Origin of the sequence: Vibrio palustris, from assembly GCF_024346995.1 — a bacterium.
Lineage (GTDB): Bacteria > Pseudomonadota > Gammaproteobacteria > Enterobacterales > Vibrionaceae > Vibrio > Vibrio palustris.
Genome location: NZ_AP024887.1, coordinates 2,068,671 through 2,087,827, shown reverse-complemented (window position 1 = coordinate 2,087,827; position 19,157 = coordinate 2,068,671). Strand labels below are relative to the sequence as shown.

18 protein-coding genes are annotated in these 19,157 nt (G+C 43.3%); 14 read left to right on the top strand and 4 right to left on the bottom strand.

Annotation, left to right across the window (positions count from 1 at the left end):
- The first annotated feature begins 8 nt into the window (after positions 1–8).
- The 3 genes from OCU30_RS09755 (at position 9) to OCU30_RS09745 (ending at position 2,407) form a co-directional block, all read left to right on the top strand.
- Positions 9–860 carry a thymidylate synthase gene (locus tag OCU30_RS09755; protein WP_077315685.1) on the top strand — a complete coding sequence of 284 codons (852 nt, stop codon included), beginning with the start codon at positions 9–11 and terminating at the stop codon, positions 858–860.
- Positions 861–984: 124 nt separating this feature from the next.
- Positions 985–1,875 (top strand): transcriptional activator NhaR, encoded by an 891-nt coding sequence (gene nhaR / locus OCU30_RS09750; protein WP_077315684.1) that lies wholly within the window; start codon positions 985–987, stop codon positions 1,873–1,875.
- A 235-nt stretch (positions 1,876–2,110) separates the two neighbouring features.
- A complete protein-coding gene (locus OCU30_RS09745) occupies positions 2,111–2,407 on the top strand; it encodes an ArsR/SmtB family transcription factor (RefSeq protein WP_077315683.1) in 297 nt (98 codons plus the stop codon).
- A 101-nt stretch (positions 2,408–2,508) separates the two neighbouring features.
- On the opposite strand, the gene rpsT is transcribed toward OCU30_RS09745, so the two are convergent.
- Positions 2,509–2,769: a 30S ribosomal protein S20 gene (rpsT, locus tag OCU30_RS09740; RefSeq protein WP_077315682.1), complete on the bottom strand. Its 261-nt coding sequence runs from the start codon at positions 2,767–2,769 to the stop codon at positions 2,509–2,511.
- Between the two features lie 258 nt (positions 2,770–3,027).
- Here rpsT and murJ point away from each other — a divergent pair, with 258 nt between their 5' ends.
- The 8 genes from murJ to OCU30_RS09700 all read left to right on the top strand — a co-directional run bounded on the left by murJ (position 3,028) and on the right by OCU30_RS09700 (position 13,049).
- A complete protein-coding gene (murJ, locus tag OCU30_RS09735) occupies positions 3,028–4,590 on the top strand; it encodes a murein biosynthesis integral membrane protein MurJ (protein WP_077315681.1) in 1,563 nt (520 codons plus the stop codon).
- Positions 4,591–4,659: 69 nt separating this feature from the next.
- On the top strand, positions 4,660–5,595 hold the full coding sequence (gene ribF, locus OCU30_RS09730) for a bifunctional riboflavin kinase/FAD synthetase (protein WP_077315680.1): 936 nt from the start codon (positions 4,660–4,662) through the stop codon (positions 5,593–5,595).
- A gap of 63 nt (positions 5,596–5,658) precedes the next feature.
- Positions 5,659–8,502 carry an isoleucine--tRNA ligase gene (gene ileS, locus OCU30_RS09725; RefSeq protein ID WP_077315679.1) on the top strand — a complete coding sequence of 948 codons (2,844 nt, stop codon included), beginning with the start codon at positions 5,659–5,661 and terminating at the stop codon, positions 8,500–8,502.
- Positions 8,503–8,516: 14 nt separating this feature from the next.
- Positions 8,517–9,020, top strand: a complete 504-nt coding sequence (gene lspA / locus OCU30_RS09720) for a signal peptidase II (protein WP_077315678.1) — start codon at positions 8,517–8,519, stop codon at positions 9,018–9,020.
- A 123-nt stretch (positions 9,021–9,143) separates the two neighbouring features.
- Positions 9,144–9,575 (top strand): FKBP-type peptidyl-prolyl cis-trans isomerase, encoded by a 432-nt coding sequence (gene fkpB, locus OCU30_RS09715; protein ID WP_077315677.1) that lies wholly within the window; start codon positions 9,144–9,146, stop codon positions 9,573–9,575.
- A 33-nt stretch (positions 9,576–9,608) separates the two neighbouring features.
- Complete coding sequence (gene ispH, locus OCU30_RS09710; RefSeq protein ID WP_077315676.1) at positions 9,609–10,571, top strand: 4-hydroxy-3-methylbut-2-enyl diphosphate reductase; 963 nt, start codon at positions 9,609–9,611, stop codon at positions 10,569–10,571.
- Between the two features lie 275 nt (positions 10,572–10,846).
- Positions 10,847–11,185: a DUF2799 domain-containing protein gene (locus tag OCU30_RS09705; protein WP_083730723.1), complete on the top strand. Its 339-nt coding sequence runs from the start codon at positions 10,847–10,849 to the stop codon at positions 11,183–11,185.
- A gap of 25 nt (positions 11,186–11,210) precedes the next feature.
- A complete protein-coding gene (locus OCU30_RS09700) occupies positions 11,211–13,049 on the top strand; it encodes a cation:proton antiporter (protein WP_077315675.1) in 1,839 nt (612 codons plus the stop codon).
- Between the two features lie 7 nt (positions 13,050–13,056).
- On the opposite strand, the gene murQ is transcribed toward OCU30_RS09700, so the two are convergent.
- Both murQ and OCU30_RS09690 read right to left on the bottom strand, forming a co-directional pair.
- Positions 13,057–13,974 (bottom strand): N-acetylmuramic acid 6-phosphate etherase, encoded by a 918-nt coding sequence (murQ, locus tag OCU30_RS09695; protein ID WP_077315674.1) that lies wholly within the window; start codon positions 13,972–13,974, stop codon positions 13,057–13,059.
- A 19-nt stretch (positions 13,975–13,993) separates the two neighbouring features.
- The gene (locus OCU30_RS09690; RefSeq protein WP_077315673.1) at positions 13,994–15,100 is read right to left on the bottom strand and encodes an anhydro-N-acetylmuramic acid kinase; all 1,107 of its coding nucleotides are present in this window, start codon (positions 15,098–15,100) and stop codon (positions 13,994–13,996) included.
- A 199-nt stretch (positions 15,101–15,299) separates the two neighbouring features.
- Between OCU30_RS09690 and nagZ the strand changes: the two genes are divergently transcribed.
- The 3 genes from nagZ to tyrA all read left to right on the top strand — a co-directional run bounded on the left by nagZ (position 15,300) and on the right by tyrA (position 18,653).
- Entirely contained in the window at positions 15,300–16,280 is a 981-nt protein-coding gene (nagZ, locus tag OCU30_RS09685) for a beta-N-acetylhexosaminidase (protein WP_077315672.1), read from the top strand.
- Positions 16,281–16,438: 158 nt separating this feature from the next.
- A complete protein-coding gene (locus tag OCU30_RS09680; protein ID WP_077315671.1) occupies positions 16,439–17,515 on the top strand; it encodes a 3-deoxy-7-phosphoheptulonate synthase in 1,077 nt (358 codons plus the stop codon).
- Between the two features lie 10 nt (positions 17,516–17,525).
- Positions 17,526–18,653 carry a bifunctional chorismate mutase/prephenate dehydrogenase gene (tyrA, locus tag OCU30_RS09675; protein ID WP_077315670.1) on the top strand — a complete coding sequence of 376 codons (1,128 nt, stop codon included), beginning with the start codon at positions 17,526–17,528 and terminating at the stop codon, positions 18,651–18,653.
- 61 nt (positions 18,654–18,714) lie between these two features.
- Here the strand turns inward: tyrA and OCU30_RS09670 are convergent, their stop codons facing one another.
- Positions 18,715–19,086: a PilZ domain-containing protein gene (locus OCU30_RS09670; protein ID WP_077315669.1), complete on the bottom strand. Its 372-nt coding sequence runs from the start codon at positions 19,084–19,086 to the stop codon at positions 18,715–18,717.
- Positions 19,087–19,157: the final 71 nt, after the last annotated feature.

Sequence of the window (19,157 nt, the reverse complement as noted above, 5' to 3'; positions counted from 1 at the left end):
GTAGGAAAGTGAAACAGTATTTAGAGCTTTGCCAGAGAATTGTTGACCAAGGTCAGTGGATCGAAAATGAACGAACTGGCAAACGTTGCCTTACGGTTATCAATGCTGATTTAACCTACGATGTTGGCATGAACCAGTTTCCTCTGGTCACCACGCGTAAAAGCTTTTGGAAGTCGGCTGTAGCTGAATTACTTGGCTACATTCGTGGCTATGATAATGCAGCTGACTTTCGTAAGCTGGGAACAAAAACGTGGGATGCTAACTCAAACCTTAATGATGCATGGTTAAATAATCCTTATCGTAAAGGCGAAGACGATATGGGCCGTGTGTATGGCGTACAAGGCCGAGCATGGGCGAAACCTGATGGCGGCCATATTGATCAATTGAAAAAAATTGTTGATGATTTAACTCGTGGTGTGGATGATCGAGGAGAAATCCTTAATTTCTACAATCCTGGTGAGTTTCATATGGGATGTCTACGACCTTGTATGTACAGTCATCATTTTTCGTTGCTGGGTGATACATTGCACTTAAATAGTACTCAACGTTCTTGCGATGTCCCGCTAGGTTTGAACTTTAATATGGTCCAAGTCTATGTATTTTTGGCATTAATGGCGCAAATTACGGGTAAAAAGCCAGGTAAGGCATACCATAAAATTGTCAATGCGCATATTTACGAAGATCAATTGCCACAAATGCGTGATGTTCAGTTAACGCGTGAACCATTAGGGATGGCCGAGTTTCATATTAATCCTGAGATTCAATCTCTGGAAGATTTAGAAACATGGGTAACACTTGATGACTTTAGTGTCACAGGTTATAACCATCATGATCCCATACGATATCCATTCTCTGTATAAAAAAGCGCCTTTATGGCGCTTTTTTATTATTTAAAATAAGAAGACAATATTTTATTTATTATGACACTTTTGTTTCAATGAAATATTGTTTGTGTACGAATAATATAAGCCGGAAGATTTATAAATGTCGCATCTTAATTATAACCATCTTTATTATTTCTGGATGGTTTGCAAACAAGGCTCTATTACGAAAGCAGCTGATGCGCTGTGCTTAACGCCTCAAACAGTGACAGGACAAATTAAATCGTTTGAAGAACGTATGAAAGGTAAGTTAACTAAACGTAATGGCCGTAGTGTTGAGCCGACAGAGTTAGGCCAGCTGATCTATCAATACGCCGATCGCATGTTTGGGTTGAGCTATGAGATGATGGACATTGTGAATTACAGCCAACAATCCAACTTGTTGTTTGATGTAGGGGTCGCTGATTCGCTTTCTAAGCGCTTAGTCAGTAAAATATTAGGCACTACCCTACCTGAAGACCAAAGTATTCACCTACGCTGTTTTGAGTCGACTCACGATATGTTATTGGAGCAACTCTCGCAGCATAAGCTGGATATGATTCTTTCTGACTGTCCGGTGGATTCAGGACAGAGCCCAGGATTGTTCAGTAAAAAACTGGGGGAAAGTACGATGAGCCTATTTTCCATTACGCCGATGCGTGCTCAGTCACTGACCCAAATTTTGCACGATTATAAAATCCTTATCCCCGGAAGCCGCACTGCCATGGGCCGCAAGGTTCATCAGTGGTTTGAAAGTAAAGGTGTGCAGCCCAATATTCTTGGAGAGTTTGATGACGCCGCATTAATGAATGCATTTGCACGTTATCATCCTAATACCATTTTTCTCGCGCCAAATTTTTATTCACATGAATGGGATAGCCATATTCCTTTGCATAAAATAGATCAAATTGAGGAACTTAAAGAAGAATATTATGTCATATTTGCTGAAAGGATGATTCAGCATCCAGCGGTAAAAAATGTGTGTCAGGCTCATTTTAATAATTTATTCGATTAATTTATTTATTCATTTTAACAAATCGATTAATATCGCGATCAATCACCATTAATAATAGAGTAAATGACCTAATGGTGGTTTTTAATATGTTCTAGAATGTGTATCGTTTTTTCTCTCCTCTATTAAATATAAACACTATTTGAGGTGATGAAGAGGCTTATGAAGTGTGTCTTCAGGTATAGCAGCCTAATGAACTGAGGAATATAAATAATTGTCCTAAGAGGCTTTTTTACTAATGAACCTACAAGAAATAGAAGAAAAATCAGCGGAAGCCGTTATCTTACTGAAGGCAATGGCGAATGAACGCCGCTTACAGATTTTGTGTTCGTTACACAAACAGGAGTTATCTGTCGGTCAGTTGTGCGAAAAATTGCAACTGAGTCAATCTGCGCTATCGCAACATTTAGCCTGGTTACGACGAGATGGGTTGGTAGCAACTCGTAAAGAAGCACAAACAGTTTATTACACTTTGACAGGTAATAAGGTGCATTCAATCATGACGGTTTTACATAATTTGTACTGTGATGAGTAAGAGAGGAGTGGTGCATTTTAGATAATGCGCCATTTTTTGAAATGATAGGTAAAAAAAAACCGGCTAATGCCGGTTTTTATCGCTGTAGAATCAAATATCTATTAAAGAGCTTTGATTGCTGCAGAGAAACGAGACTTATGACGGGCAGCTTTATTCTTATGAATAAGGCCTTTAGTCGCCATGCGGTCAAGGATAGGTGTTACTGCAGCGAATGCAGTAGTTGCAGCTTCTTTATCGCCTGCAGCGATAGCAGCAACAGTTTTTTTCATGTAAGTGCGCATCATTGAACGACGGCTAGCATTATGCTGACGACGTTTTTCAGATTGGATAGCGCGCTTCTTAGCAGATTTGTTATTTGCCAAGGGTCTAACTCCCAAAACTTTAGTTCGGTGACAATTTAAGGGACGGAAATATCCCTCATTTGCACTCAAATGTCAAATGATATGTGCAAAAACCCATCTAGACCAAACAAATTTGGATTCAGAAGAGCTTCGCGGTTAAGATGGCGTGGATTCTAACAGTATTTTTTTTCCAATGCTAATACTTATCTGTGCATGAACTGACATTCTGACTTTTCTTGAGTAGATAATACGATTTTAACGGATAATTTCGAGGTTGCTGTGAGTAGACGCTTGCTCAAGTCTGGCATGATTGTAAGTGCTATGACGTTGATTTCACGGGTTTTAGGGTTAGTTAGGGACGTGGTTGTTGCTAACTTGATGGGGGCAGGTGCGAGTGCGGATGTTTTTTTCTTTGCCAATAAAATCCCTAACTTTTTACGCCGCTTATTTGCCGAAGGGGCATTTTCACAAGCTTTTGTCCCTGTTTTAACTGAGTATCATGCCAGTGGCGATATGACAAAAACACGTGACTTGATCGCTAAGGCATCGGGCACGTTGGGTGTCATTGTCTCAGTCGTAACGTTATTAGGTGTGCTCGGCTCGAGCGTGGTCACGGCGATTTTTGGCGCAGGGTGGTTTATCGATTGGTTACACGGAGGCCCGGCAGCGTATAAATTTGAGCTAGCGAGTCTCGTCTTGAAAATTACCTTCCCTTATTTATGGTTTATCACTTTTGTGGCTTTATCCGGAGCCATACTCAATACCATGGGACGGTTTGCGGTATCCTCGTTTACGCCAGTGTTTCTGAACGTCATGATCATTAGTTGTGCCTTATTTGTGGCTCCACATATGGCGCAACCTGAGATTGGCTTAGCCATAGGGGTGCTTGCTGGTGGTCTGGTGCAATTTGTGTTTCAACTGCCATTTCTATTGAAGGCTGGCATGTTGGCGCGCCCTCAATGGGGGTGGAACGATCCAGGTGTAAAAAAAATCCGCACTTTAATGATACCGGCTTTGTTTGGGGTTTCGGTGAGTCAAATTAATTTGTTGTTCGATACGTTTATCGCGAGCTTTTTACAAACAGGCTCAATTAGTTGGCTTTATTACTCTGATCGTTTATTAGAGTTCCCACTCGGATTGTTTGGTATTGCCATTGCAACGGTTATTTTACCTGCATTATCTCGTAAACATGTGGACGCGGAGCCGCTTGGGTTTTCACAGACCATGGATTGGGGGGTACGTATGGTGACGTTATTAGGTGTCCCAGCAATGCTTGGTTTAATGGTATTAGCAAAACCTATGATTATGGTGTTATTCATGCGTGGCTCGTTTGCACCAGAAGATGTCCACCAAGCGTCTTTATCTTTACTGGCCTACGCGGGCGGTTTGCTTAACTTTATGTTAATAAAAATATTGGCGCCAGGTTACTACTCAAGGCAAGATACTAAAACGCCAGTTCGTTATGGGATCATCGCGATGATCAGTAATATGGTACTCAATGCTATTTTTGCGTACTTTTATGGTTACATTGGCTTAGCGATTGCAACTGCAAGCTCTGCCTTTATTAATATGGCGCTTTTGTATCAAGGTTTGCATAAACAGGGTGTGTATAAAGTGACGCGCAAAACGATTATCTTTATGGTTCGTTTATTCTTGGCTGGTGGGATGATGGTTGCCGCCGTATTATGGGCACTTGATGACACCGCAGTATGGTTGACATGGTCTTTTGTTCAGAGGGTTGTTATGCTGCTTAGTCTCATTGCTGGTGGTGCATGTGTTTATATTGTGGCGAGTTTGCTATTAGGCGTACGCTTAAAAGATCTAAAAACAACGACAGATTAATGCACTTTAGGGTATAATCCGCCAGTTTTATGCATAAGCAATCAGAAAGTAGGTGTTAAACATATTCCAATGGAATTCGTTCGTGGTATACACAATATTCAACCACATCATCATGGGTGTGTTGTCACTATAGGTAACTTTGATGGTGTTCATTTAGGGCACCAGCAAGTGCTACGCCAGGTTTCGCAACAAGCGAAACAGTTGAATTTGGACTCAGTGGCCATGACGTTTGAGCCACAGCCTTTAGAGCTTTTTGCCAAAGAACGGGCGCCAGCTCGTTTAACACGCCTAAGAGATAAATATACTCAGCTTGACAAGTTGGGTATCGATCGTCTTTTGTGTGTGAACTTTAATCATCGCTTTGCTTCATTATCGGCGGATAGCTTTATCCGCGACTTGTTGGTTAAACGTCTCGGTGTTAAGTTTCTAGTCGTTGGTGATGATTTTTGTTTTGGCCGTAATCGCAGCGGTAATTTTGCAATGTTGCAAGCGGCCGGGAAGCAATTTGGTTTTGAAGTGGTCAGCACACAAAGCTTTTGCTTGAATGACTCGCGTGTCAGCAGTACGGCGATACGCGAGGCATTAGCCAATGATGATTTAACCTCTGCTCAGCAGATGCTAGGCAGACCATTTAGCATTAGTGGTAAAGTTTCCCATGGTCGGAAATTGGGGAGAACGATAGGTTTTCCGACCGCTAATGTGCCACTTAAACGTATGGTATCACCGGTAAATGGTGTGTATGTCGTTGAAGTGCAAGGGCTCGGTACTTCTCTAATCGGTGGTGTTGCCAATGTTGGGCAGCGGCCAACGGTTAGCGGTGTGCGTAAACAGCTCGAAGTGCATTTATTCGATTATCATGGCAATCTATATGGCAAACAACTTGACGTTATTTTACGTCATAAGCTACGCGATGAAGTGAAATTTGAATCTTTCGATGCACTAAAACAACAAATTGAATTGGATGCTGATGCCGCGAGGGTGTGGCTGCGTCAGCTAAAGGGTTGATTGGTTAATTAATCCTTTCAACATAATGTCTAACTTCGCCCAACACAACGGAATTAAGAATCGATGAGTGAGTATAAAGATACCCTGAATTTACCTGAAACAGGGTTTCCGATGCGCGGTAACCTGGCTAAACGTGAACCAGAGATGCTTGAGCGTTGGTATCAAGAAGACCTTTACGGTGCGATCCGTAAAGCGAAAAAAGGCAAAAAATCTTTTGTATTACACGATGGCCCTCCTTATGCCAACGGTGATATTCACATGGGGCACGCCCTGAACAAGATTCTTAAAGACATTATTATTAAATCCAAAACCTTGTCAGGATTTGATGCCCCTTATGTTCCTGGTTGGGATTGCCACGGTCTTCCTATTGAACTGATGGTAGAGAAGAAATTTGGTAAACCAGGCAAAAAACTGACGGCTGCAGAGTTTCGCGAAAAATGTCGTGAATACGCAGCGGGTCAAGTTGAAGGTCAAAAAGCGAGCTTTAAACGTTTGGGGATCTTAGGCGATTGGGAAAAACCATATCGTACGATGGATTTTACAACGGAAGCGAACATTATTCGTGCTCTGGGTAAAATTGCTGACAATGGTCACCTACACAAAGGCTTTAAGCCTGTGCACTGGTGTACCGATTGTGGTTCAGCGTTAGCAGAAGCAGAAGTTGAATATCAAAATAAAGTCTCTCCATCGATTGATGTTCGCTTTAAAGCTGCTGATGAATCAGCGCTATTAGAGAAGTTTACGTTTGACGGCGCACAAGGTGACGGCGATATCTCTGTTGTGATTTGGACAACAACGCCTTGGACTATGCCTGCCAACCGTGCGGTATGTATGCGTGATGATCTTGAATACGTGTTACTGCAAGTTGCAGGTGATAAGCCAGAGCGTATCATTGTCGCGACAGAACTTGCTGATGATGTCATGAAACGTGCTGGTATCACAGAGTTTCATGCACTGGGGTATGCGAAAGGCGCGGATCTGGAGCTACAACAATTCCGTCACCCATACTTAGATATGAGTGTACCGGTGGTACTGGGTGAACATGTGACCACCGAATCAGGTACGGGTGTGGTGCATACCGCCCCTGGTCATGGTCAAGAAGACTTTTCTGTGGGCACACAGTATGGCCTTGAAGTGGCAAATCCTGTGGGTTCAAATGGTGTATATTTACCTGATACAGAACACTTTGCAGGTCAGCATGTATTTAAAGCTAACCCTAATGTTGTTGCATTGCTTGAAGAAAAGGGCGCGCTACTTCATCACGAAGAGTTTGAGCATAGCTACCCACATTGTTGGCGCCATAAAACGCCGATCATTTTCCGTGCGACACCACAGTGGTTTGTGTCGATGGATAAAAATGGATTGCGTAACCAAGCTTTAGAAGCAATTAAAGGCGTTCATTGGATGCCTGAATGGGGTCAAAGCCGTATTGAAGGTATGATTGAAGGTCGCCCTGAGTGGTGTATTTCTCGCCAGCGTACCTGGGGGGTGCCAATTGCCTTATTTGTCCATAAAGAAACCGCTGAGCTACACCCTAAATCACTAGAAGTGATTGAAAAGGTTGCCACTCTTGTTGAAGAGAAAGGCATTCAAGCATGGTGGGATGTGGAAGCGAAAGACTTAATCGGTGATGACGCTGATAAGTACGACAAAGTTTTAGACACACTTGATGTATGGTTTGACTCTGGTGTTACGCATTATGCTGTCGTAGATAATCGTGAAGAATTTGCCGGCAATGAAGCTGATCTTTATCTTGAAGGGTCAGATCAACATCGTGGTTGGTTCCAGTCTTCATTGATTACCTCTGTCGCGACAAAAGCAAAAGCGCCGTATAAAGAAGTATTAACGCACGGTTTTGTCGTTGATGGTAGTGGCCGTAAGATGTCGAAATCTGTTGGTAACGTCGTTGCGCCAAAAGATGTGACCAATAAATTAGGCGCGGATATTCTACGTCTATGGGTCTCTTCAACCGATTATACTGGTGAAGTGGCAGTGTCAGATGAAATTCTCAAGCGTAGTGCTGATTCATACCGCCGTATTCGTAATACATCACGTTTCTTTCTCGCCAACTTGAATGGCTTTAATCCGGCGACAGATATTGTTCCTGCTGATGAGATGGTTGCTTTGGATCGCTGGGCGGTAAGTCGTGCTCTTGCTGCACAAGAAGAGATCGTGAAAGCGTACAGTGAGTACAACATGCATAATGTTGTACAGCGTTTGATGCATTTCTGTTCCATTGAAATGGGTTCATTCTACCTAGATGTAACGAAAGACCGTCAATACACCGCTAAGCCTGGTAGCCACGCACAACGCAGCTGCCAAACCGCATTGTATTATATTGTCGAAGCATTAGTGCGTTGGATGGCACCAATCATGTCGTTTACTGCCGATGAAATCTGGAATGAGATGCCAGTTAAGCAAGCCAATGGCGAAGATCGTGGTCGATTTGTGTTTGCTGAAGAGTGGTTCGACGGCTTGTTTGGTCTAGAAGAAGGCGCCGAGTTGGATGATGAGTTTTGGGGACAAATTCAGCACATTCGTGGTGCGGTCAATAAGCTACTTGAAAATGCCCGTAATGAGAAAGTTATCGGCGGCTCTCTACAAGCGCAAGTTGTGTTATTTGCTGATGACGCAACAATAACGGCACTTAATAAGCTCGATAATGAGCTGCGTTTTGTATTAATAACGTCATCTGCGGTCGTTAAACCATTAGCAGATAAAACTGATACCGCACAAGCCACCGACTTAGAGGGTCTGTTTGTTGACGTGATTAAGATGGATGCAGAGAAGTGTGATCGTTGTTGGCACCATTCATCGGATGTTGGCACTATTAAAGGTCATGAGACTATTTGTGGTCGTTGTGTATCGAACATTGAAGGTGATGGCGAAATTCGTCATTACGCATAAAGAAAGATAGTGATATGACAAAACAAGCAATAACGCTAAAACAATCAGGAATACGCTGGCTAGGGCTGGCGTTACTGGTTTTCATCGCTGATATTGGTATTAAATATTTTGTGATGAATACGATGAATTATGGATGGGAACATCGACTTGAAGTATTACCATTTTTCAATTTTGTTTACGTGCATAATTTCGGTGCAGCGTTCAGCTTTTTGAGTGATCAAGCTGGTTGGCAACGGTGGTTATTTAGTGCCATTGCTTTCGCTGTTGTGGCTTTTCTGATTTTCTCAATGCGCCGTTCAAATGCGAGTGAAAAGTGGGGCAATATTGCCTATGCATTGATTGTCGGCGGAGCTGTCGGCAATGTATTTGATCGCATTGTGCATGGTTTCGTGATTGATTATCTCGATGTACATTGGGGGAATTACCATTGGCCAGCATTTAATTTAGCCGATAGCGCGATTTGTGTTGGAGCAGTTATGATTGTTTTAGAAGGTTTTTTTGTTAAAAAACAGCAATAGAGTTTCTGCTCTTTCAGTCATATCCCAAAGCGCTATCCGTTGATTCGGGTGGCGCTTTTTGTTAGAAACGTATAAGTTTTCACCCTGTCATTCCATCTATTTGATAAGTAAGGACACCATCTCGTGAGCGAAATTTCACAATGTTCCACCGTTACCCTGCATTTCTCCATTAAATTAAGCGATGGATCTGTAGCGGACAGTACGCATAATCTAGGTAAACCTGCACAGTTTGTTATTGGTGACGGCAATATTAGCGAGAACTTTGAACAACATCTTATTGGTCTTAAAGCGGGGGATAGCCAAGCGATTCCATTAGCCGCGAAAGACGCGTTTGGTGAGCCTAATCCTGATAATATCCAGCATATGGACCGCACCAAGTTTATGGGTGATGCCAATGTGGAAGTCGGTACAATTATGGCATTCTCGGGGCCTGACGGTCAGGAGTATCCGGGGATTATAAAAAATATCTCTGGTGAATCTGTGACGGTCGATTTCAATCACCCACTAGCGGGACAAGATGTGACTTTTGAAGTGGACATTTTATCTGTCGACTAACTTCGCGTAGAATATTGAGCGATTAACTTATCCATGAGCGAAAAAATGAAAATATTATTAGCTAACCCACGTGGCTTTTGTGCCGGTGTTGATAGAGCCATTAGCATTGTTGAGCGTGCCTTAGAACTGTATCAACCGCCTATTTATGTCCGTCATGAAGTCGTACATAACCGCTTTGTGGTAGAAGGTTTAAAGCAGCGCGGAGCGGTATTTGTCGAAGAGCTAGATGAAGTTCCAGATAATAATATCGTTATTTTTTCCGCTCACGGTGTGTCGCAAGCTGTACGTAAAAAAGCTCAAGCGCGCGAGCTCACGGTCTTTGATGCAACCTGTCCATTAGTAACCAAAGTTCATATGGAAGTGGCTCGTGCGAGCCGTAAGCATATGGAGGTGGTATTAATTGGGCATGCCGGGCATCCTGAGGTGGAAGGTACGATGGGGCAGTACATGAGCTCAGAAGGCGGCATGTACTTGGTTGAAACCACTCAAGATGTCGAGAAGCTTGTGGCTACCGTGAAAAATCCTCAGAATTTACACTATGTCAGTCAAACGACATTATCAGTGGATGAAACGGCCGATGTAATTGATCGCTTGCGTGAGGTTTTTCCTGATATTCAAGGCCCACGTAAAGATGACATTTGTTATGCCACTCAAAACCGCCAAGATGCGGTCAGAATCATGGCCAGCCAAGTCGATATGATGATTGTGGTCGGGTCAAAAAATTCATCAAACTCCACGCGTTTAAAAGAGTTGGCTGAAAAGTTAGGGACACCCGGCTATTTAACGGATAGTAGCGAAGACATTAAAGAAGAGTGGTTTGAAGGGGTTGAGCGTGTTGGTATCACGGCAGGAGCCTCTGCTCCTGAAGATTTGGTTAACCAAATTTTACAGCGTATTAAAGATTGTGGTGCCGATCAGGTAGAAGAAGTGCTTGGACGTGAAGAAAATATGGTTTTTGAGGTCCCTAAAGAATTACAAATCAGACAAGTAGACTAGTCTTATAGGATTAGGCGATACAAAGGCTCCTGAACAGGAGCCTTTTTCGTTATGTCACGCTCTGTTATCGTCATTCATTATGCGAAAATGTTTCAATAATGTTAATAATGTTGTTATTTAATGTGAGCGATTAACAATTGAAGTGCTTTTTAACGATATCGTTGGTTTTTTTTGCAGTCTAGCTTTTGATAAAACGATACACTAACCAAAATACGTCCCTTTTTGGTTGGCGTTTCATAATAGATAAGCCCATGTTTATCGAGGCAAGGTTGTTAATGAAAATAAGTATCGGTGTATTAGCCCTGTTATTGGCGGGCTGTTCAAGCAGTGCTATGGATCAGCCTGCGCATAGTGATTGGTATCAGTTAGGATTTAAAGATGCGATCCGAGGCAATGATGAACGCTCACATTCGACATTGTCGAGTTTAGGTGCAGGAAAAGAATCTGAGTATGACTCAGGATATGCGGCAGGATTAGAGCAATACTGTAATCCAGACAGAGCCTATCAAATGGGATTAAACGGACAGCAGTATCAAGGTGTGTGCGATCATAAAAAATCAGGTCAAAAATTTCGTATGGAATGGCAGCGCGGCTGGCGCGACTATAATCAATAACTATTAAAAATTTCAAGGAGTGATGATGCACGGAGAATTGATTGCATTGTCGGTAGCCGGTATTGGTATCGTGGGTTTGCTATGCCAATGGTTAGCATGGCGATTACGCTTGCCTGCTATTTTATTTCTATTAATCGCTGGTATTGTTGTTGGTCCTATAGCTGGTGTGTTACATCCTCAAGAACTGATGGGAGATTTACTATTTCCGCTGATTTCTTTGGCTGTCGCAGTGATCTTATTTGAAGGGAGTTTAACGCTCAACTTTAAAGAGATCCGTGGGGTGAGCCATACAGTCTGGAGTATTGTCACTTTTGGTGCGCTTATCTCTTGGGGATTAACGAGTACCGCAACTCATTACTTTATGGGACTAGATTGGGCGATGGCATTACTGTTTGGTAGCTTGACAGTTGTCACCGGTCCAACTGTGATTGTGCCCTTATTACGTACAGTACGGCCGAATACCAGACTTTCTAACTTCCTACGCTGGGAAGGCATTCTTATTGATCCATTAGGCGCGTTATTCGTGGTAATGATCTATGAGTTTTTGGTGTCGAGTAGTGAAGCACATAGCTTACACGTCTTGGCTATGATTCTGATGATTGGTTTAATTATCGGTGCGGTCTCTGGTGCTTTTGTTGCATTCGCCTTACGTCGTCGTATGCTCCCCGTTTATTTACAGCCGTTTGCCGTACTAAGTATTGTTCTAGGTGTGTTTTCATTATCGAACGCATTAGAGTCTGAGTCTGGTTTGTTAACTGTGACCGTGATGGGAATGTGGTTGGCGAATGCAAAAGGCGTCAATATTCGACATATTTTACACTTTAAAGAACACCTCACCGTTTTACTTATCTCGGGATTATTTATCTTACTCGCAGCGCGTATTGATCCTGAAGATTTCACGATCTTTAGTTGGGGGGCATTGGGCTTATTTGTCTTTATGCAATTAGTCTCTAGGCCTGTGTCCATTTTTGTGACGACGATTGGTAGTAAGTTGACCTTCAAAGATAAATTGTTTTTATCTTGGGTCGCTCCGCGCGGTATTGTCGCCGCGTCGATTTCGGCGTTATTTGCGATTAAATTAACTAATTTAGAGGTAAGTGGGGCGAGTCTACTAGTGCCTTTGACCTTTATGGTTATTATTGGGACTGTGGTGTTGCAGAGCGCAACGGCGCGCCCAATAGCCGTATGGCTAAAAGTTGCAGAACCCGCACCGAAAGGTTTTCTTATTATTGGTGCCAATGATATCGCAAGACAGCTTGGTCAGGCGATTCGTAAATATGACTGTCGTGTGGTAGTGACCGATTCTAACTGGGATTACATTCGCCAAGCCCGCATGATGGGATTGGAGTACTACTATGGTAACCCCAACTCTAGTCATGCGGATAACTATCTTAACTTAATTGGTATTGGTCATGTGGTGGCGCTAACGGCGGATAAGCATTTTAATGCTATGTCTTGTATGCAGTTCTTATCAGACTTTGGTGAAACGCGTGTATTCTGCCTTCATGATAAAGTCAAAGCGGATCCAACCGACAAGCATAACGTGGCTCAGGAATATCATGGTTTACCGTTCTTAGGTGGCGAAGTTAGCTATAAAAAACTCGCCAGCCTGATGAATCAAGGTGGCGAGATCAAACACACTAAATTGAGCGAAGCCTTTACGTATCAAGATTATTTACTGCAGCACAAAGATCGTTACTTTTTGCCGCTGTTCTTAGTGAATGCGAAAGGCCGTATTAAAATGTGCCATGACATTTCGTCTTTTGATCCGCAAACAGGAGATATTGTTGTTTCACTGATGACCGGCGGTAAATCCTCCACCACCGGCAACGGTCAGGCAGCACTAGAAAAAGATAACGCATAACGCGTTATCATTCTTCTGAAATTGCGCGGCGTAAGTATCCTTCTGCGTCGCGCAATTTTTCATCCGCTTCTTGAAAGCTAATCCCTGTAAGGTGCATTAAAATAGCCGCTTTTGCATTATTGTGACTGTGTTCTAAAAGATTTTTTGCCTCTTTTTCACTGCAGTCAGTCGCTTGCATGACAATGCGAGCAGCACGAGCTTCGAGCTTTTTATTGGTGGCCTTTACATCAACCATCAGGTTTTGATAGCTCTTCCCCAAGCCAATCATACTGGCGGTTGTTAGCATATTGAGTACCAATTTTTGGGCGGTTCCTGACTTTAATCGTGTTGAGCCTGTGAGTGCTTCAGGACCGACTACCGGAGATATAGCAACGTGAGCGATCTCGGCAATAGGGCTGTCCGGGTTGCAAGATAGTGCAATGCTTTTCGCGCCAATGCGGTTCGCATAATCAATTGCACCAATCACGTAAGGAGTTCGTCCACTGGCGGCAATGCCGACGAGGACGTCTTTGTCTGAAAAACGAATACGTTTGAGTTCTTCCTCGCCAAGTACTAGGGAGTCTTCAGCGCCTTCTTGAGCCTTAAACATCGCTTCTTTCCCGCCAGCGATTAACCCTATTACCATATCATCACTGACACTAAAAGTTGGTGGGCACTCTACCGCATCAAGTACGCCTAATCGTCCGCTGGTACCAGCGCCAAGATACACTAAGCGTCCACCTTGCTTAAATGCATTAGTGATAATATCGACGGCATGGGCAATGTTAGGCAGTTCTTGCTCTATTGCCAAAGGAACCAATTTATCTTGTTGGTTAAGACGGGATACGACGTCGAATGAGTTTAAAGTATCGATATCCATGGTATCAGGATTACGGGTTTCTGATACTAAGTGTGACAAAGCGGAAAGTAACGCATCGTTAGTCATAAATGAACGGCTCCTAAGGTTAATCTGCAGTATAAATTACGCCTAATGATGCAAAGCGACAAGCGCCAGTGACACTAGGTAAATTACTCGGTAAGTTGTGTAGGCGTCGCTGTGCGAGCCAAGCGAATGCCATCGCCTCCATAAAGTCGCTATCGACACCGTGTTGTGACGTCGTTGTCATATGCCAGTTAGGCAGAGCCGCCTGAATCCTTTCTACTAGTAAAGGATTATGCGCGCCACCGCCACATAGATATAGTACGGGGGATTGCCCAAATTGATGTCGGTCAACGGCTTCTGCAAGAGTCTGTGCGGTAAGCTCACATAAGGTACGTTGTACATCAGCAGGATCGTCGTATGGCGAGAGTAATGGCCGCAGCCAGTCTAAATGGAAGTATTCACGTCCGGTGCTTTTAGGCGCGGCCAAGGAAAAGTAGCGATCATGTTTGAGCTTGCTAAGCAGCGGTTGGATTATTTGACCCGTTTTCGCCCATTGTGCATTGGCATCATAGTGCTTACCTTGGTGAGCCAAACACCACGCGTCCATCAGCATATTGCCAGGCCCCGTATCGTAGCCCAGAGTTTGTTCTGGGGTTAATACGGAAATATTAGCAATGCCTCCGATATTAGCAATCACTGTGGTCGCATCGTGTTGTCCGAACAAAAAATGATGGAATGCGGGAACCAGTGGCGCCCCTTGACCACCGAGCGCCATGTCTTTACGTCTAAAGTCTGCAACGGTCTTTATCCCTGTTTTTATCGCTAATAAATTCGCATCACCTAACTGACAAGTAAATGGGTGAGCATGGTTGGGGCGATGAAAAACGGTTTGTCCGTGGCACCCGATAGCTTGAATATCTTTGGAGGTTAGCGCTGTACGTGCTAACAGTTGGTTGACGGCTGTGGCATATAACGCGGCGAGTTGATGATCGGCGTCGCCTATTTGTTCAATGGTTGTCGCTTGATTACTCGCGATAGATAATAACGTACTACGCAGTTGTTGAGGAATAGGGTATTCAAGTGCGTCGATTAGCTGTACGCGCTTCGATTGAACATCAACTAACGCGACATCAATGCCATCAAGGCTGGTTCCTGACATAATACCGATATAAAAAGCACGCTTAGACATAGTCAATCCTTCGTCATATTTACCTAATATTTGCTTGCCATTGTATACTCCGAACAGACCTATCGTCACAATAGTTACCCCAGATAATGGTGGACTGTTGCTCTTGATAAGGTTTACGAGCATAGTTTATAACCTAATGTTATCACTCATCGCGTGTTGTCAGTGAGTGGAGCGTAATTTTAATAAACAAGGAGATAGCATGGGGCCGCTTTGGTTAGACGTGTCGGGATACGAATTAGATAATGAAGAAAAAGAGATTCTGGCGCACCCGACAGTGGGGGGTGTTATTTTATTTGCACGTAACTATTACGATAACGATCAATTGAGCGCATTGACTGCCAGTATTCGTCGTGCCGCAGGGCGGCCGATTCTAATTGGGGTTGATCAAGAAGGTGGGCGCGTGCAGCGTTTTAAAGAGGGATTCTCTTTAATTCCAGCAGCGCAACAGTATCAACATGCGCAGCATGGTGAGTATATAGCCGAGCAAGCAGGCTGGTTGATGGCAATGGAGCTGATTGCTCATGATATTGATTTAAGTTTCGCTCCAGTGTTGGATAAAGGGTATGAGTGTCAAGCGATTGGTACTCGAGCCTTTGGAGAAACGCTATCGTCGGTGATTACCTATAGCTCAGCTTTCATGCGTGGCATGAAATCGGCGGGTATGGCAACAACAGGTAAGCATTTCCCAGGTCACGGCGCCGTGATTGCTGATTCTCACTTAGAGACTCCTTATGATGAACGCCGTTCGATCGCCGATGATTTGGCGATTTTTCGCCATCAAATTGAGTCAGGATTGTTAGACGCTATGATGCCCGCTCATGTGATTTATTCTTCTTATGACTCTGCGCCAGCCAGTGGTTCTGAGTATTGGCTTAAGCAGGTACTACGCCAAGAAATGAATTTTTCTGGAATTGTGTTTTCGGATGACTTAAGTATGAAAGGTGCACAAATCATGGGGGGGCCCGTGGTTCGAGCACAACAGGCACTGAAGTCGGGGTGTGACATGGTATTAGTGTGTAATGATCGAGAGGCTGCGGTCAATGTTCTTGATGGTTTAACCATTCAATGTGTTGAGAACGCCTCTCAATTAAGAAAAACTCAACAAGTATCACGTGACGATTTGATGCGTTCTCGTTTATGGAATGATGCAGTACGCTCGATGGAAGCGTTACTTGTCTAGGGCGCAGAAAGTTAGGATGGGTGTAAACAAAACTGTACATTAAATGTTTTTATAAATGTACACTTGAATTGTTCGATAAGCCTGTTAACTTATATATCAAGGTTAAGGCCATACATAATGAATTGTATGTGTAAAAAAAAAATTACAGGTATGTGGTAATGAAAAAGAGCGAGCTAAGCGATATCCATATCGTGGAAGAAGATATTCTGATTACACCGGATGTGTTGAAAGAAAAAATCCCGTTGAGTGACAACGCCCGTCGCTTTATTCGTCAATCGCGCCAAACGGTTGCTGATATTATTCATAAACGTGATCACCGTTTATTGGTCGTGTGTGGACCTTGCTCTATTCATGATACCGAAGCCGCAAAAGATTATGCCCGTCGTTTAAAAGCGTTATCAGAAACCATTAGCGATGAAATATTTTTAGTCATGCGTGTGTACTTTGAAAAACCAAGAACCACGGTGGGATGGAAGGGGTTGATTAATGACCCACATCTTAATGATACCTTTGATATTGAGCATGGTTTACATGTTGGGCGTCAATTGCTGGTGGATTTAGCTGAAATGGAGATTCCACTTGCAACTGAGGCGTTAGACCCAATCAGCCCTCAGTATTTGTCTGATACCTTTAGTTGGGCTGCGATTGGTGCTCGCACAACTGAATCACAAACTCACCGTGAAATGGCCAGTGGTTTATCTATGCCAATTGGTTTTAAAAATGGCACTGACGGCAGTCTTGCTACTGCGATTAATGCGATGAAAGCCGCTTCGTCTAGCCATCGCTTTATGGGCATTAGTCGTGAAGGACAGGTGTCGTTATTAACGACACGAGGTAACCAAAATGGTCATGTCATTTTACGTGGCGGTAAGCAGACCAATTACGATTCTGTTTCAGTTGCAGAATGTGAACAGGAAATGGCGGCAGCGAAGTTAGATGCTTCACTTATGATTGATTGTAGTCATGCGAATTCATGTAAAGATTACCGTCGACAGCCTTTGGTTGCCCAAGATGCCTTTACCCAAATTATTCAAGGGAATCGTTCCATTATTGGTTTAATGATTGAAAGCCATATCAATGAAGGTAATCAGTCCGCAGACTTACCATTTGATGAAATGGACTATGGTGTTTCAATTACCGATGCATGTATTAATTGGCAAGATACTGAGCAATTACTCACTCGCGCCCATTCTGAACTTGCTCCGTTCTTAAAAGCGCGTTTAGACAACGAATAAGGGTAGTCCCATGGCCGTGGAACTGAATGAATTACGAGATAAAATTGACAGCGTTGATAAGCAAATTGTCGATTTGCTTGCGCAACGATTATCCTTAGTTGAAGAGGTGGGGAAGGTTAAAAGCGAGCATGGCTTGCCTATTTATGCACCGGATAGAGAAGCGGCTATGCTGGCATCACGCCGTGAAGAAGCCACACGACAGGGCGTACCTCCACAATTAATTGAAGATGTGTTACGTCGTGTCATGCGGGAGTCTTATGCCAGTGAAAAGGACTCCGGTTTCAAATGTTTGCGACCGCAGTTACGCTCTGTAGTACTGATTGGTGGCAAAGGACAGCTGGGCTCATTATTTGCGAGAATGTTCCGGTTATCTGGCTACAACGTTGAAATTATTGAACGTGATGATTGGGATAACGCCGACCCTATTTTAAGTCGTGCAGGATTGGTGATTGTCACGGTTCCCATTCATCTGACTGAATCGGTGATTGCTAAGCTAAGTGGTTTACCTGACGATTGTATTTTAGCGGACTTTACGTCTGTCAAAACTAAACCGTTACAAGCAATGCTAAATATTCATAAAGGGCCTGTTGTCGGCTTACATCCAATGTTTGGACCCGATGTCCCAAGTTTAGCTAAGCAAGTGATTGTGTGTTGTAATGGGCGAGATGTGGATGCTTATCAATGGTTGTTAGAGCAGTTTGCCATTTGGGGGGCGAGTGTCTGTGATGTATCAGCGGAAGACCATGATCATGGTATGACCTTGATTCAGGCGCTACGACACTTTACGACTTACGCCTATGGTGTTCACTTGTCACAGGTGAAACCAGATGTGCAAAAGCTATTACAATTGAGCTCGCCTATATACCGTCTTGAGCTTGCTATGATTGGACGCTTATTTGCACAGGATCCTAATCTTTACGGCGATATTATTCTTTCTTCCCCAGAGAATTTGGCGATGATTGAAAACTATAAAGTCAGCTTTAATGAATCGGTACGTTTGATTCAGGAAGGAGATCGACACGCTTTTATTGAACAATTTAATGCGGTGAGTGATTGGTTTGGTGATTACTCTCAGCAGTTTATGAAGGAAAGTCAGAGTCTGCTGAAGCATGCGCATGACGCTGTGCATCGAGGCTAACTAACTTTCCTGAAAGCGTTGCTTTAGTTAATGACGCCGCCATGAGAGACGATGGCGGCGTTTATTTATGGGGTGGCAGCTCGATCAAATGCTCTAAATCTTCATGGAATTGCTTATCATCACCCATATTCAATTCTACTAATCGCTTGTAGTGGGCTAAGCTTTCAATATCCACATGATCGACATCCAACTTGATGTAGTCACTGGCTATATCTTTTACTTTTGTACTTAAATCAATTTCAATATCTGTATCAGGCAAAATCAGAACGACTTCAACCACTTTATTGATATCTAAAGATTGCGGCGGCTGGCACGCAATCATTAATCCATGAATAGAGATATCCTGTATATGGCCACTAAAGCTCAGTTCATCCCCTTGCAGTAAGGTGACAGGTGCATGATAGGTGACTCTTACAAACTCTTCTTTTTCCATTATGTTGATTCAACTCGTTAGGATGTTCTAATGAGGATAGCAAAGATTATCAAGATTGGTGTAAATAAAAG